Raw genomic sequence first — 15039 nt, 5'->3', positions numbered from 1 at the left:
GGCGATGCCGCATCCGGGGGTGCCTCCGGCGGGAGTATTGCGGGACAAAACGTATCAGAGGATCGTGAGAACCGCTTTCGGCGGACGGCCGAGCGCGGCCTTGCCGTCGGCGATGAGGAGTGGCCGTTCGATCAGGCGCGGATGGGCGGCCATGGCGGCGATGAGGTCTGCCTCGCTTGTGTCGTGGTTGAGGCCGAGGTCGCGGAACTCGTCCTCGCCGGTGCGGATGAGCGCGATGGCGGGCTGGCCGAGAAGCGCGAGGGCTGCACGGATTTCGGTCTGTGAGGGTGGGGTTTCGAGATAGAGGCGGACGGTCGGGCGATGGCCGTGGGCTTCGAGAAGCGCGAGCGTTTCACGCGATTTCGAGCAGCGCGGATTGTGCCAGAGGGTCAGGGTCATAGCCAGTCCTCCCGGCCGGTGCCCACGGCGTCTGCAACAGTCGCAAATCCGTCGCGGGCGAGGCGCGCGTCGAGGCCGCGTGCGATCTTGGCGACGAGCGAGAGGCCGCCATAGACCACCGCCGAATAGAGCTGCAGGGCGCAGGCGCCCGCGCGGATCTTCTGATAGGCCTCTTCCGCCGAACCGATGCCGCCGACGCCGATCAGAGGCAGGCGGCCACCGGTCAGCTGCGACAGGCGGGCAAGGACGCGGGTGGACCGCTCGAACAGCGGTGCGCCGGAAAGCCCGCCTGCCTCGGTCGCATGGCGGCTTTTCAACCCGTCGCGGGCGAGTGTCGTATTGGTGGCGATGATCCCGTCTATGCCGCTTGCGAGTGCCACTTCGGCCAGGTCTTCGAGTTCGGCGGGCGTGAGGTCCGGCGCGATCTTGAGGAAGAGGGCGGGGCGGTTCGCAAGGCCTGCGCGTGTCTCGACGACGCCCGCGAGGAGGGCGGCGAGCGCTGCCTTGCCCTGCAGGTCGCGCAGTTTTTCGGTGTTGGGGGAGGAGACATTCACCGTGGCGAAATCGACATGCGGCCCGCAATGGGCGAGCACGCGGGCGAAATCGGCGGCGCGGTCGGCGCTGTCCTTGTTGGCGCCGAGATTGAGGCCGACGGGCACGGCGGTCTTGCGGCGACGGGCGAGGCGGGCGCCGATGGCTTCCATGCCCTGATTGTTGAAGCCGAAGCGGTTGATCACCGCCCGGTCCTCGGTCAGCCGGAAGAGGCGGGGCTTTGGATTGCCGGGCTGGGGGCGCGGGGTGGCGGCGCCCACTTCGACGAAGCCGAAACCGGCGCGGGAGAGCGGCCCGACCGCTTCGGCGTTCTTGTCATAGCCCGCAGCGAGGCCCACCGGGTTCGGCAGGGCGAGGCCCGCGACGGTCGTGGCGAGGCGGGGCGAAATGACGGGTCCGGGCAAGGGCGCAAGGCCAACTGCCAATGCGCGCAGCGACAGGCCGTGCGCACGTTCGGGATCGCAGCGGTGGAGGGCGGCGAGGGCCGCGCGTTCGATCAGCTTCACAGCACGCCTTCGGGAAAGATATGGCCGACCGCGCCCAGAGGCAGCGACTTGTCCCAGACGACATCCGACAGGTGCAATGGCCGGTAGAGGTGAGGGAAGAGCGCGCCGCCGCGCGAAGGTTCCCATTTCAGATCGGGCCCGAGGCGGGCGGGATCGACCGCGACCAGCACCAGATCGCTTTCGGAAGCGAAATGTTTCGCCGCCGTCTCGGTCACCTGGGCGGGGGTGGAGAAGTGGATATAGCCGTCGGCCAGATCGACGGGCGCACCCAGGGTTTCGCCAGCCTTGCGGAATACGTCCCATTCGGGCCTGCGGAATATCTTCAGGATCAGCATGGCGCGCTCTTGCCCTGTCAGGGGCCTGCCGGTCAAGCCTGTCGCGCTGTCGTTACGACAGGCGCAATAATCTTTGACAGGGCGGCTTGGGGAACGCACGATCCGCTATCGAGTCTTCAGGGAGATTGATGATGAAGAAAACAAGATCGCATTTTTCCGTGACGGCGCTCGCCGTTGCTGCGGGATTTGCTGCCTTCCCCGCTGCGGCGGAGACAGTGAAGCTTACGCTTCTGGGGGTCGGCGATGTCTATAGTTTCGAGGAAGAGGACGGGCGGGGCGGCTTTGCGCGCCTGAACGCAGTCGCCAAGGCCGAGCGCGCCGCCAACCCCAACACGCTTTACCTTTTCGACGGCGACATGCTGTCGCCCTCGCTGATGTCGGGCTTCGACAAGGGGCAGAATACGATCGACTTCACCAATCTCGTGCCGTTCGATCTGGCGGTTCCCGGCAACCATGAGTTCGACTTCGGGCCGGAGAATTTCGCCGAGAAGGTCAAGGCATCGAAATACCCCTGGGCTGCCATCAATATCACCAATGCCGATGGCTCTGCCGTCGAGGGACTTGGCGGGGTGATGGTGAAGGAGGTGGGCGGGCTGAAGGTCGCACTCATTCCGGTGGCGCAGGACACATCGCCCACCGTGTCCTCGACCGGGGATCTGAAGTTCCTGCCGACGGTCGATACGGCAGTTGCGGCCGCAAAGCAGGCGCGTGACGATGGCGCCGATATCGTCGTGGGCGTGGTGCAGACCGACATGGAAAACGACCGGGCGCTGATCAAGAGCCATGCGTTCGACGTGATCCTGTCGGGCGACGATCATTCCTATGCGACCGCGTATGACGGGGTGACGGCCTATGTCGAAACCTCGATTGACGGTCAGTTCCTGTCGCCGGTCGACCTCTTCGTCACGGTCGAGGAGAAAGACGGCAAGCGAGAGGTCGAATGGTATCCGCACTTCCGTTTCATCGACACGGCGGACGTTGAGCCGGATGCCGAGAGCAAGGCGCTCGCCGACAAGTTCGCCGCCCAGATGGACGAGACGCTGGGCGTCGAGATCGGCACGCTTGAAGGCGGGCTCGACAGCCGCCGCAATGTGGTGCGCGCCGAGGAGGCGACGATGGGCAACCTGATCGCCGACGCGATGCGCGACCAGACCGGGGCCGATATTGCGATCATGAACGGCGGCGGCATCCGCGGCGACAAGACCTATGATCCGGGCGCGAAGCTCACGCGCCGCGATATCCTGACCGAACTGCCGTTCGGCAATGTGACCGTGGTGACAGAGCTGCCGGGCAGCCAGGTGCTGGCGGCACTGGAAAACGGCGTGAGCCAGGTCGAGAAGGGCGCAGGCCGCTTCCCGCAGGTCTCGGGCCTCACCTATGCGTTCGATGCCTCGGCCGAGGCCGGAAGCCGGGTGTCCGAGGTTATGGTCGGCGGTGCGGCGCTGGAGGCTGACAAGCTCTACAAGGTCGCGGTCAATGACTATATCCTCGGCGGCGGCGATGGGTATGCGGCACTTGGCGGCGGGCGGATCGTGACCGACGGGCCGACCGGCACGCTCGTGGCCAATGATGTGATGGCCTATGTCGAGAAACTCGGGACGGTGAACGTGACGCTCGACGGGCGGATCAAGAAGCTCGGTCAATAATCCGGTCGCTCATCGGCCCTGACAGGCCTCTTCGCTCGGGTGATCGCCGAAGAGTGCACGTCAGAGCACGATGGGGCGCCCGGCGCCTAGGGTGTGATCCGGGCGTGGAGCGCGAGGTCGCGGCCTTCGTCATCCTTGAGGAAGGCCATGCATTCTTCGCATCCGTCAGGATGGCGGTGAATCAGATGAGGGGCGCCGGTGAAATCGGCGCCCTTTTCGATGAGATGCGCATGCGCCGCCCCGATGTCGGGGACGGACAGGTAGAGGATATCGGCCTCCTCGCGCTTGCCGGTCTCGCGCAGCATCAGCCGCGTGCCACCGAGATCGTAGAAAGCGAGACCGGGGAAGGCGTAATGCTCGGGCAGGCCGAGAAGATCGCGCCAGAAGGCGCGGGCGCGGTTGAGGTTTTCGACGCGGCGGGCGATCTGGCTGAGGGGGCCAAGGGCGTGCATGGGGTTTGCTCCTGAGGAGGGGGCGCGGGCGCTGCCCTTGCGGATGCCGGTCCAGTTGCGCAACTCGGCGCGGCATGCGAGGCCAAGCTTCGCGGTAGCGGACCGGGCGAGCGACCGTACTCCATAAAGGCTGATGCCGAGATGGGTGGCGATACGGGCGGTGGAAAGCCCATGGCGCACGAGTTCCGTCACCCGCCATTCGGCAGGCGTGAGCAGATCGTCATGGGGCGGGCGGGGGCGAATTTCACTCCCCCTCCCTTGCGCGGGGCGGGGCTCTGCCTCTATAGGGAGGGCATGCGGGTGTAGCTCAATGGTAGAGCAGCAGCCTTCCAAGCTGAATACGTGGGTTCGATTCCCATCACCCGCTCCACCCTCCTCGCCGCTCGTTTGCTTACGCATCGTGATCATATTGCGCCCCGCTGGCGCGCGGCACGCCATGTTCCCCGGCGCGGGCGGGTGCCCGCGCCGGGGCGGGGCCTTCGGCGAGAGTATTTCGGGACAGAACGTGAAGCGGGGCCTGGCTTACCCGCCGATCAGAAGGAGAAGATCGCCACCACTTCCGCCGCCGGTTCGCTGATCACCGCGCCCTCCTCGTTGGTGAAGGTCCGGAAGCCCGCTATATCGCCGATCTCGGGTGTGAAGCCGATGGCGCGGAGCGCGAGCTTGCGGTCATCCGCCGTGACCGGGTTGCAGGCGCCCTTCACCTTCCAGCGCTCGAGCGAGAAGGGGCTGGTGACGGCATAGGTCACGGTCGGCCCAGAAATGTCGCGTTTCTTCACCTTCTTGCTGACTTCGAGCGCCTTGATCGCCTCGGCGATGATCTCGGCCGAATCCTGGAAGGTCGCCTCTTCCATCTTCCTGTAGCTTTCGTCGGTCTTTCCGTCGTTGAGGCACTGGCGGGCGGCGAAGAGCCAGTCGTGGATCATGTAGGCTGGCCCGTAGTTCCACGGCGTGAGGCCGTTGAAGACCCGGCCGATCGGCGGGATCGAGCCGCCATCGGTATACATCATCTCGGGCGCGATCACCCTGACCCGGGTTTCGCCCTCGGGCCGCGTGAAGGTGAGGGGATCGCGCGGGCTGGGCACATAGATGAAGGTGCCGTCGCCTGCCTTTCCGGTATCGCGCAGCCAGACCACGACGAGGTCGCCCTGAAAGGTTCCGGCGCGGGTGGTTTCGTAATTCACATTGGCGCAAGCAGAGAGCAGTCCGAGCGACAGCGCGGCCGCAGATGCCTTGACGTTCATCTCTTCCTCCCCCGATTGCGGTCGATACTACCACGGCGCGAGGTATGGCGCGACAGGGTAGACGCGGGGCAACTTATGGTTGCTCGGCTTCAAGCCTGCGGCACTCGGGTGCTTGTGAGGCGGAGGCTGGCCGCCTAAAGGGAAGGAACCGCGACGAAAGACCGGAGTTCCGATGGCCCGCCGACCCGTTGAAATGCCCGTTGGGACGAACGAAGACCGCGCGCCGTCGCGCAAAGTGGGCGCGCTCGCCGCGCTCTGGCCCTTCGTGCAGCCCTATCGGCTCATGGCGCTGGGCGCGCTGATGGCACTGGCACTGACCGCCGGGGTGAGCCTTGTCCTGCCGCTCGCCGTCCGGCGGGTGATCGACGGGTTCAACAAGGGCGGCACGCTCCTCGATCAGTATTTCCTGGCCGCTGTCGGCATCGCGGCTTTGCTCGCGCTCGGGACCGGCTGCCGCTATTACCTTGTGACACGGCTGGGCGAGCGGGTGGTGTCGGACATCCGCAAGGCGGTCTTCGACCGGGTAGTGGGGATGAGCCCGGCCTTCTTCGAACGGCTGATGACCGGCGAGGTCCTGAGCCGGATCACCACTGACACGACGCTGATACTGTCGGTGATCGGATCGTCGGTGTCCATTGCGCTGCGCAACATGCTGATGCTCGCGGGCGGGCTGGTGCTGATGCTCTTTACCTCGGCGAAGCTGACGGGCCTTGTGCTGCTGCTGGTCCCTCTGGTTGTCGGGCCGATCATCCTTCTGGGCCGCCGCCTCAGGCGCCTGTCGCGCGAGAACCAGGACTGGATCGCCGCTTCCTCCGGCCAGGCATCTGAGGTCTTGGGCGCGGTACAGGTGGTGCAGGCTTTCACCCACGAAGCGGAAAGCCGCCGGGATTTCAGCGATGTGACGGAGAAGAGCTTCACCTCGGCCAAGGTCCGCATCAAGGCGCGGGCGCTGATGACGGTGATCGTGATCTTCCTGATCTTCACCGGGGTTGTCGGCGTCCTGTGGATCGGCGCCCGCGATGTGCGGCTCGGCGCGATGACCATCGGCGATCTCGTGCAGTTCGTGATCTATGCGGTTATGGTGGCGGGATCGACCGGGGCGCTGTCGGAAATCTGGGGCGAATTGCAGCGGGCGGCGGGAGCCACCGAACGGTTGGTGGAGCTTCTGTCGGCAGAGGACACGATCCGCGATCCGGCTGTGCCCCAGGCGCTGCCGCACCCGGTGCGGGGCGAGATCGTTTTCGAGAATGTCACGTTCCACTATCCGTCGCGGCCGAACCGGTCAGCGCTGGAAGCGGTAACGCTGAAGGTCCGGCCGGGAGAGACCGTGGCGCTTGTGGGCCCGTCCGGGGCGGGCAAGACGACGGTGATCCAGCTTCTGCAACGCTTCTGGGACCCTGAGGCCGGACGCATCACTTTGGACGGCATCGACCTTGCCGCCATGACGCGCGCCGATTTCCGCCGTGCCATCGCTCTCGTCCCGCAGGATCCGGTGATCTTCGCGGCTTCGGCCCGCGAGAATATCCGTTTCGGCCGTCCCGAAGCGACGGATGCCGAGGTCGAGGCGGCGGCACGGGCGGCGGCGGCGCATGAGTTTCTGGCCGCGCTGCCAGAGGGGTACGACACCTATGTCGGCGAGCGCGGCGTGATGTTGTCGGGCGGGCAGAAACAGCGGATCGCCATCGCCCGCGCGATCCTGAGGGATGCGCCGGTCCTGTTGCTCGACGAGGCGACATCGGCGCTGGATGCCGAGAGCGAGCAGGCGGTGCAAAAGGCGGTCGAAAGCCTGTCGAAGGGCCGCACCGTGATCGTCGTTGCGCACCGGCTGGCAACGGTGAAGAAGGCCGACCGGATCGTCGTGTTCGACGAGGGGCGGATCGTGGCGGAGGGCCCGCACGACCAGCTCGTCGCGGAAGGCGGGCTCTATGCAAGGCTTGCCCGGTTGCAGTTCACGGGTGGCGAACTTCCGCCCACAGCCCGCGTTGACGCTACGTCGGCGGTCACACCTCCTTGATCCGCAGGGCCCGCCTGCCGAGACTGCATGCGCCGGGCGCTAGAGCGGCCCGGGTTCCGGTTCTGGTAATGGAGGTTCAGATGGGTATGTGGGATTTCGTGAAGGGCGCGGGCAAGAAGCTCTTCGGCGGTTCGGCGGAAGCCGCCGAGATGCCGAAGGAAGAGGCGCTGCGCAAGGAGATCGAGGGGCTCGGGCTTGATGCCAAGGGCATCGATATCAAGGTCGTCGATGACAAGGTCGAACTGAGCGGCACCGCGGTCAGCCAGGAGGTGAAGGAAAAGATCATCACCGCCGTCGGCAATGTCGAGGGCATCGCCAAGGTCGAGGACAAGACGCCGGGTAAGGACCCGGTCTTCCACACGGTGGCGAAGGGCGAAACGCTATCGGCGATCGCCAAGAAGACGCTCGGCAATGCCAATCGCTACCCTGAGATATTCGAAGCGAACAAGCCGATGCTGAAGCATCCCGACAAGATCTATCCCGGCCAGGTGCTGCGCATTCCACAGGCCTGACCGTCTCGCTGGGCGCGGCGTCAGATCCGCCGCGCCCGAAATGACGCTAGGTTTTTTGCAGGCGCGCACGGCTCGAAGCTTGCCCGACCAGACCTTTCACCGCATTGTCGAACGACAAGGACAAACGCCCGGGGGAACGGGCGGCTGGGGAGAGGAACGATGGCCAAATTCGCCACGGTCGCAGACCGCGACGCGATCGAAAATGAAATGCCCTATGCGGCGCGCGCGCTGCCCGCGACGCTCTATCAGTTTCTCACCCGCACGAAAGAGGCTCATGGCGCGCGCAATGCGCTGAGCTTCCAGATCCTCTCCGACCCCGGATCGAAATCCGAGACACTGACCTGGTCGGCACTCCACGCCGAGGTGACGCGCGCGGCGAACCTCTTCCGCAGCCTTGGTGTCGGCGAGAAGGATGTGGTCGCGTACCTTCTGCCCAATTCGGTCGAAACCGCGATCACGCTTCTGGGCGGCGCGGTGGCGGGCATCGTGAACCCGATCAACCCGCTTCTGGAGCCCGAGCAGATCGCCGCGATCCTGCGCGAGACGAAGGCCAAGGTACTGGTCACGCTCAGACCCTTCCCCAAGACCGACCTGCCGCAGAAGGCCGCCGCCGCACTTGCGCTCGCGCCCGGGGTCGAGACGGTGCTGGAGGTCGATCTCAACCGCTATCTGACCCCGCCGAAAAGCTGGATCGTGCCGCTGATCCGGCCGAAGAATCCGGCCTCTCACAAGGCGCGCGTCCTGAGCTTCAGGGCCGAACTTGCCCGTCAGCCCGGTGACCGGCTTTCCTTCGCCGATAGCGCAGGCGATCGGATCGCCGCCTATTTCCATACCGGCGGCACCACGGGCATGCCGAAGGTCGCCCAGCACAAATATTCGGGCATGATCTACAACGGCTGGCTGGGGGCGGAGCTTCTGTTCGACGAGACCGACGTTCTGATCTGCCCGCTGCCCCTGTTCCATGTGTTCGCCGCCTATCCGGTCTTCATGTCCTGCATCGGGTCGGGCGCGCATATGGTTCTGCCGACGCCGCAGGGCTATCGGGGCGAGGGGGTGTTCGACAATTTCTGGAAGCTGATCGAACGCTGGAAGGTTTCCTTCCTGATCACCGTGCCCACGGCGGTCGCGGCGATGGTGCAACGCCCGGTGAATGCCGATGTCTCTTCGCTGAAGACCGCGATCTCGGGTTCGGCGCCGATGCCGATGGAACTGTTCAACCGGTTCAAGGCGGCGACGGGGGTGGAAATATCGGAAGGTTATGGCCTGACCGAGGCCACCTGCCTTGTGTCCTGCAACCCGGTCGATGGCCAGAAGAAGGTGGGCTCGGTCGGGGTGATCATGCCCTATTGCGAGGTCAAGATCTTTCAGATGGACAGCGGCGGCGGCATCGCGCGCGACTGCGGCACCGACGAGGTCGGAGAGATCTGCGTGTCGAACCCCGGGGTTTTCGAAGGCTCGACCTATACCGAGGTCGACAAGAATATCGGGCTTTTTGCCGGGAACCGATTCCTCAGGACCGGCGATCTGGGCCGGATCGACGCCGACGGCTATCTCTGGATCACCGGCCGGGCGAAAGATCTGATCATCCGGGGCGGCCATAATGTCGATCCCGCGATGATCGAAGAGGCGCTGATGACCCATCCGGCCGTCGGCTTCGCGGGTGCGATCGGCCAGCCCGACACGTTCGCGGGCGAACTGCCCTGTGCCTATGTGGAATTGGTCAAGGGCGGCGAGGCGACAGTCGAAGAATTGATGGAGCATGCCGCGCGCGAGATCCCCGAACGCGCCGCCGTGCCGAAATATCTGGAGATTCTTCCCGAACTGCCGAAAACGGCGGTGGGCAAGATTTTCAAGCCCGACCTCAGGCGCCTCGCGATCCAGCGGGTCTATGGCAAGGCGCTGGCAGAGGCGGGCATCGCCGCCGAGGTCGCCGAGGTCGTCGAAGACAAGAAGCGCGGACTGGTTGCGCGGCTTGAGCGAAAAGGACCGGTGGACGAGGCGGCGGTGGTGCATCTTCTGGGGCAGTTCACCCGACCCTGGGAATGGAAATCCTGACCCGGGCCGGGCCAATAAAGACTTGCATCTCAGGCGCTTCGCTGGAAAATCCCTGCTGATTGCTCAGGAGGGAAAGAGAATGGCCAATCTTGCCCGGGCCGTCGCGCTGGCGGCCCTCATGTCCGGTTCGGCAGCGTCGGCCGAATCGAACGCTGAGACGCTCTTCACCCACAAGGACTGGCAGGTGCAGGTCGTGGGCTGGGACGATGGCAGCTTTTCCTGCATGGCGCAGGTCAGCACCGGCGACAAATCCTTTTCCATGTGGGCGGATGCCAAGGCGTCTGTCGAGATCCAGTTCTACGATTCCGGCTGGGATCTGGGCGAGGGCGGTACGGCAAACCTTGTCGTCCAGATCGACAGCCTGCCGACCTGGACGCTCAACAATGCCTCGATGCTCAAGCAGAGCGTGTTCTTCACCCTGCCGGACGGCGATGATGGCATGACGTTCATTTCCGAAGTGATGCGGGGCAACGGCCTCTATCTCGGCAATGACAAGGGCGAAGCGGTAGAAAGCTATTCGCTTGCCGGATCAAGCGCTTCGATCAAGGTCTTCATCGATTGCATCACCGCGTTGCAGCAAGGCTGACCTGCGCCCAGATCGGCAGGTGATCGGACGCGCTGCGTGCGGCGCCCCGGTCGACCGTCCCGGTATCGACCAGATGCAGCCCCTGTCCGGCGGCGATCCGGTCGAGGCGGGCGAGAGGCCGCGCGGCGGGGAAGCTCGGTCCCGGCGCGTGCAGATGGAAACCGGGCCCAAGCCCGTCGGCGCCGCCGCGCTGCGACCATTCGTTATAATCGCCGATCACGGCGGTGGGCATCTCGGGCCGGTGCGTGAGGAAGGCGCCGATCGCCGCAAGCTGCAGCCTGCGGTAGCGGCCGATCAGCCCCAGATGCACGCCGATCACCCTGAGCGCACCTTTCGGCGTGTCAAGCTCGGCGAGGATCGCGCCGCGCGGCTCAAGCCCCGGCAGGGCGATGCGGCGGATGTATGTCGGCGTGATCTCGGGCGCGACCATCATAGCCTGCCCGTGCCAGCCAAGGCTGACCGGCGAGAGGGCGAAGGGCAGGGTATGCATGCCCGTTGCCCTCTCGACCAGTTCGCGGGGCAGGGCGGCAGGCCGTGCGCCCAGCCGATGATCAACCTCCTGCAGCACCGCGATATCGGCACCAGCCCGCGCCAGCACCTCCGCAATCCGGTCCGGGCGGCGGCGGCGGTCGAGGCCGACGCATTTATGGACATTGTAGGAGAGGAGCCGGAGTGTCATGGCAAAGACATAGGGCCGATCCGCGAACGGTTGAAGAGGGCGCGGCAGTTGCCTAAGTGTCAATCATGATCGGCAAATGGTTCCGCTCCCAGTCCTATCTGGCGCAGATCGTCCGCGCGGTGCTGATCCTCGCCTTCTGTTCCGCGCTCCTCACCGGGCGCTGGTCGCTCGCTTTCGTATCGCTCGCCGCCTATGTGCTGACGCTCCTGCCGGAGCTTGCCGGGCGGCGTTTCGGTATCCGCCTGCCGCTGCGTTTCGTGGGCGCCATCGCGCTTTTCGTCTTCGCGACGATTTTCCTCGGCGAGGCGCTGGATTTCTACAACCGGCTCTGGTGGTGGGATATCGCACTGCATGGTGGCTCTGCCGTGGGCTTCGGGCTTGTGGGTTTTCTCTTCGTCTTCATGCTGTTCGAGGGCGACCGCTATGCCGCGCCCGCCTGGGCGGTGGCTTTCACCGGCTTCTGCCTGGCGGTGACCATCGGCGTTCTGTGGGAAATCTTCGAATTCGCCATGGATCAGCTTTTCGGCCTCAACATGCAGAAATCGGGCCTCGTCGACACGATGTGGGACCTGATCCTCGACACGTTCGGCGCCAGCCTCGGGGCTTTCGCGGGTTTTCTCTATCTCAAGGGCCGCAGCCTCGGCGGGCTGACCGAGGCGCTGAGGGAGTTCATCCGCGACAACCGGCGCCTCTTCCGCAAGGCCTTTCGTCGCAAACCCTGACCTGTCAGGTGCCGCAGAAGGTGCGGCGCACTTCTTCCTCCGGCACGGGCGCCAGCGCATAGGCCTCCGCCCCCGGCTGGTCGTCGAACGGGCGCGACAGCACCGCGTTCAGCCGTTGGAGGGGCGCATGGTCGCCCGCGACCGCGGCCTGGATCATCTCCTCCACCCGGTGATTGCGGGCGATGTAGGCGGGGTTGGACGTCAGCATCAGTGCCTCTGGCGCGGGTTCGCCAGCGATCCGCTCCTGCCAGCGCCGTGCCCAGGCGCGGAACGGCTCGGGATCGCTGAACTCCGCCGCCGCGAGGCCGGTCGCGAGGCCGCGGAAGGTGCGGGTGAAATCCGCCTGACCGGCGGTCATGATGGCGAGCAGCTCCTCGATCAGCAATCCATCGCCTTCATCAGCGCCCGAAATGCCGATCTTGGCGCGGAAGAGCCGCAGCCATTCTGCCTCGTAGAGCGCTGGGAAACCGTTCAGAATCTCGGTCAGCGCGGCAATTGCCACCTGTTCCTCGCCCATCAGCGGCAAAAGGCAGGAGGCGAACTGCGCAAGGTTCCACAGCGCGATGTTGGGCTGGTTGTGGTAGGCATAGCGGCCCTGGCTGTCGATCGAGGAAAAGACCTTGGCCGGGTGATAGGCATCCATGAAGGCGCAGGGGCCATAGTCGATCGTCTCGCCCGAGATCGCCATATTGTCGGTGTTCATCACCCCATGGATGAAGCCATAGGACATCCAGCGCGCGATGAGTTTCGCCTGCCGATCCATCACCGCCGACAGAAGAGCCTTCGGCCCCGTCGCGTCCGGAAAGTGCCGGGCAATCACATGATCTGTCAGCAGGCGCAGCGCCTCGTGATCCTCGCGCGCGGCGAAATACTGGAACGTGCCGACACGGATATGGCTCGCGGCCACGCGGGTCAGGACCGCGCCCGGCAGCGCCGTCTCGCGCCAGACCGTTTCGCCGGTCGTGACGGCGGCAAGGCTGCGGGTCGTCGGCACGCCAAGCGCCTGCATCGCCTCGCTGACCACATATTCCCTGAGGACAGGGCCCAGCCAGGCGCGTCCGTCGCCGCGCCGCGAAAAGGCCGTGGGGCCCGACCCTTTGAGCGCGATATCGAAGCGCGCGCCATCTGGTGCCACGACCTCGCCCAGCAACAGCGCCCGCCCGTCGCCAAGTTGCGGCACCCAGCCGCCGAACTGATGACCCGCATAGGCCTGCGCGAGCGGCTCGGCACCCTCGGGCGTGCGATTGCCCGCGAAAATGTCGGCCATGTCCGCAAGTACGACCCGGTCCAGCCCCAGCCGCCGGGCAAGCCCGTCGTTCAGCGCGACAAGCGCAGGTGCCGCGACCTTTTGCGGCTCCTGCCGTACATGGAACCGGCCCGGCAGGCGGGCATAGGAATTGTCGAAGGGAATGGTCATTGCGGGCCCCTTGGGCGAGGAAGGCACCAATCTGGGCATGCGGCTGCGGCGGGTCAAGCCCGGCTCACGCCTCTGTCAGGGCCTCGGCCCCCTCGCGCTCGACCCGCGCTTCGGCCCCGAGCGCCTCGGCCAGTGACTGGAAGCGCGCCGCCGCCACCTCGCCAAACAGCGCCTCCTGCCCGGGTTTCAGGCGGAAGGCCAGTCGCCGGGCTCCGGCGTCATGGGCAAGCAGGCCGGTCTTCTCGGGGCTCTGCGCGGAGAGCATCGCGCCGAACCGCATGGCCTTGCCGAGTATTTCTGCCTGCTGGATTTCTTCAGCCGAAAGGAGGGCGAAGAGCGGCTCCAGCCGCGATCCCGCGCGCGAATTCTTGTATCGGTGCAGAAGGGCCAGGCCGAGGAAGACCCGTTCCTGATGCGACAGGCCACCGAGATTGGCGCGGGTCGCATTGTCGAAACAGACCTCGGCCCGGTAGTCAGGATGGGCGCGCCAGGTCGTGTCATGCAGAAGGCAGGCGGCCTTCACCATCCTCAGTCGGGCCGGTGCGGCGCCTTCGTAGAGCGGCAGGAGGAAATTGTAGAGCTTCTTGCCAAAGCCCGGCATCCGCGCCATCGTCTGCTCGGCATAGCGGCAGGCCTCGATCAGCGGATCGCGGCGACGAAGCTTCTGTGGCATCTGCTCGTAAAGAAGCCCCTCGCGGATGCCGTAGGAAGAAACGTCAATCTCCTTCGGGCCGAAGGTCTCGACCAGTTCCTTCAGCACGAGCGAGGCAAGCGGCACAAGGTCCATCCGCGCCTGTGATGTGCCGGTCTTCTGACGAAGCTGCGCCAAGTCGGACTTGCCGATCCAATCGACGGTGTCGATCACCATTTGCGGCTCCATCCGGTATTCGTGCAGAACCGTCATCGGATAGCCGCGCCGCTCCATGTCAAGCCGGGCGATCGCCCGCCAAGAGCCGCCGACCAGATAGATGCGCTCGTGATGGGTGCCCATCTCTGCCGCAAGGCCCGCGACGATGGCGCGGATATGTTTCTGCAGGGCAGTCTTGCCGCCCTTCACCTCCTGCAGCCGGAAAGGTCCAAGCGGCGAGGTGACGCGGCGGCCGACCTCGCCGTCCTTCAGTTCGGCCAGTTCCATGGAATTGCCGCCGATGTCGCAGACGAGGCCCTGCGCCTCGGGCCAACCCAGAAGGACGCCCTGTGCCGACAGCCGGGCCTCCTCGGTCCCGTCGATGACATTGAGCCTGAGACCGGTGGTATCCTCGACCTCGCGGGCGAAGGCAGGCCCATCGGTCGCCTCGCGCACGGCGGCGGTGGCGACGCAGGTGAGGGGAGGCAGGTCCATGCCGCGAGCCAGGGCCGCGAAACGCTTCAAGGCAGCCAGCGCCCGGGCGCGGCCCTCGGGATGAAGGGCACGCGTCTCCGCCAGCCCCTTGCCGAGACCCGCCATGATCTTTTCGTTGTAGAAATAGGCGGGGCTGCGCGCGGCGCCGTCGAAAACGACCAGACGAACCGAGTTCGAGCCGACATCGACCACGCCGACCCGTTCAAGCGCGCGGGCCGAGGGGTCGTCGAAGAGCGGGTGATCGAAATGCAGACTGTCTTCCGCCGGAGATTCGGACTTTCGTTTCATGGGCGTCTCCGGTGGGCCATCACAGATTCTCGAGGTCAGACTAGCGGCTCTGGGCTGGGTGGCAAAGACCCGAGGTCGCGGCAGGCGCCGACAAGTGATCCGATTGCGGCGCCGCGATGCGGCGCCAAGACATCTCTCGGCACCCGCGCCGGGGCGCGGGTGCCTCGGGAGCCTCCGGCAGGAGTATTTGGTGACAGAACGTGAAACAGCCCGCTCCGGTCCGGGAACGGGCTGTCACGTCCTGTCACGGCCATCGGCTCTCCAGCGTGTACCGCAAGCGGACTGTGCAG

At 65.6% G+C, this 15039-nt stretch carries 14 protein-coding genes and 1 tRNA gene; 7 read left to right on the top strand and 8 right to left on the bottom strand.

Annotated features, from left to right (window positions below; genetic code table 11):
• Nucleotides 1-54: 54 nt before the first annotated feature.
• The 3 genes from arsC to OU426_RS16795 are packed head-to-tail and all read right to left on the bottom strand — an operon-like array spanning nt 55 to nt 1792.
• Nucleotides 55-399, bottom strand: a complete 345-nt coding sequence (arsC, locus tag OU426_RS16805; RefSeq protein ID WP_267635275.1) for an arsenate reductase (glutaredoxin) — start codon at nt 397-399, stop codon at nt 55-57.
• The gene (locus OU426_RS16800; RefSeq protein WP_267635274.1) at nt 396-1457 is read right to left on the bottom strand and encodes a quinone-dependent dihydroorotate dehydrogenase; all 1062 of its coding nucleotides are present in this window, start codon (nt 1455-1457) and stop codon (nt 396-398) included. The genes arsC and OU426_RS16800 overlap by 4 nt, the downstream gene beginning before the upstream one ends.
• Nucleotides 1454-1792: a DUF952 domain-containing protein gene (locus OU426_RS16795; RefSeq protein WP_267635273.1), complete on the bottom strand. Its 339-nt coding sequence runs from the start codon at nt 1790-1792 to the stop codon at nt 1454-1456. The genes OU426_RS16800 and OU426_RS16795 overlap by 4 nt, the downstream gene beginning before the upstream one ends.
• A 131-nt stretch (nt 1793-1923) precedes the next feature.
• On the opposite strand from OU426_RS16795, the gene OU426_RS16790 reads away from it, so the two are divergent.
• Nucleotides 1924-3438 carry a bifunctional metallophosphatase/5'-nucleotidase gene (locus OU426_RS16790; protein ID WP_267635272.1) on the top strand — a complete coding sequence of 505 codons (1515 nt, stop codon included), beginning with the start codon at nt 1924-1926 and terminating at the stop codon, nt 3436-3438.
• A gap of 86 nt (nt 3439-3524) precedes the next feature.
• Here the strand turns inward: OU426_RS16790 and OU426_RS16785 are convergent, their stop codons facing one another.
• Nucleotides 3525-4082 (bottom strand): VOC family protein, encoded by a 558-nt coding sequence (locus OU426_RS16785; protein WP_267635271.1) that lies wholly within the window; start codon nt 4080-4082, stop codon nt 3525-3527.
• Between the two features lie 104 nt (nt 4083-4186).
• Here OU426_RS16785 and OU426_RS16780 point away from each other — a divergent pair.
• A tRNA-Gly gene (locus OU426_RS16780) sits at nt 4187-4260 on the top strand.
• A 163-nt stretch (nt 4261-4423) separates the two neighbouring features.
• Here OU426_RS16780 and OU426_RS16775 read toward each other — a convergent pair.
• The gene (locus tag OU426_RS16775; RefSeq protein WP_267635270.1) at nt 4424-5134 is read right to left on the bottom strand and encodes a DUF1353 domain-containing protein; all 711 of its coding nucleotides are present in this window, start codon (nt 5132-5134) and stop codon (nt 4424-4426) included.
• A 172-nt stretch (nt 5135-5306) separates the two neighbouring features.
• Between OU426_RS16775 and OU426_RS16770 the strand changes: the two genes are divergently transcribed.
• The 4 genes from OU426_RS16770 to OU426_RS16755 all read left to right on the top strand — a co-directional run bounded on the left by OU426_RS16770 (nt 5307) and on the right by OU426_RS16755 (nt 10301).
• On the top strand, nt 5307-7148 hold the full coding sequence (locus OU426_RS16770; protein ID WP_267635269.1) for an ABC transporter transmembrane domain-containing protein: 1842 nt from the start codon (nt 5307-5309) through the stop codon (nt 7146-7148).
• Nucleotides 7149-7228: 80 nt separating this feature from the next.
• Nucleotides 7229-7660: a peptidoglycan-binding protein LysM gene (gene lysM / locus OU426_RS16765; protein WP_267635268.1), complete on the top strand. Its 432-nt coding sequence runs from the start codon at nt 7229-7231 to the stop codon at nt 7658-7660.
• Nucleotides 7661-7819: 159 nt separating this feature from the next.
• Entirely contained in the window at nt 7820-9715 is a 1896-nt protein-coding gene (locus OU426_RS16760) for an acyl-CoA synthetase (RefSeq protein ID WP_267635267.1), read from the top strand.
• A 79-nt stretch (nt 9716-9794) separates the two neighbouring features.
• On the top strand, nt 9795-10301 hold the full coding sequence (locus OU426_RS16755; RefSeq protein WP_267635266.1) for a DUF1176 domain-containing protein: 507 nt from the start codon (nt 9795-9797) through the stop codon (nt 10299-10301).
• Here the strand turns inward: OU426_RS16755 and OU426_RS16750 are convergent.
• The gene (locus OU426_RS16750) at nt 10279-10980 is read right to left on the bottom strand and encodes an endonuclease/exonuclease/phosphatase family protein (RefSeq protein ID WP_267635265.1); all 702 of its coding nucleotides are present in this window, start codon (nt 10978-10980) and stop codon (nt 10279-10281) included. The two genes, OU426_RS16755 and OU426_RS16750, sit on opposite strands and share 23 nt — an antisense overlap.
• A 65-nt stretch (nt 10981-11045) precedes the next feature.
• Between OU426_RS16750 and OU426_RS16745 the strand changes: the two genes are divergently transcribed.
• Nucleotides 11046-11702 (top strand): DUF2238 domain-containing protein, encoded by a 657-nt coding sequence (locus OU426_RS16745; RefSeq protein WP_267635264.1) that lies wholly within the window; start codon nt 11046-11048, stop codon nt 11700-11702.
• A gap of 4 nt (nt 11703-11706) precedes the next feature.
• Here OU426_RS16745 and OU426_RS16740 read toward each other — a convergent pair whose 3' ends face one another.
• On the bottom strand, nt 11707-13119 hold the full coding sequence (locus tag OU426_RS16740) for a protein adenylyltransferase SelO (protein WP_267635262.1): 1413 nt from the start codon (nt 13117-13119) through the stop codon (nt 11707-11709).
• Nucleotides 13120-13183: 64 nt separating this feature from the next.
• Nucleotides 13184-14749, bottom strand: a complete 1566-nt coding sequence (locus OU426_RS16735) for a Ppx/GppA family phosphatase (RefSeq protein WP_267635261.1) — start codon at nt 14747-14749, stop codon at nt 13184-13186.
• Nucleotides 14750-15039: the final 290 nt, after the last annotated feature.

The sequence above is a fragment of the Frigidibacter sp. RF13 genome, from assembly GCF_026626305.1.
GTDB lineage: Bacteria > Pseudomonadota > Alphaproteobacteria > Rhodobacterales > Rhodobacteraceae > TMP-24.
Note: the sequence above shows the minus strand (reverse complement) of the source record. Positions and strands in the feature narration are given on the sequence as shown.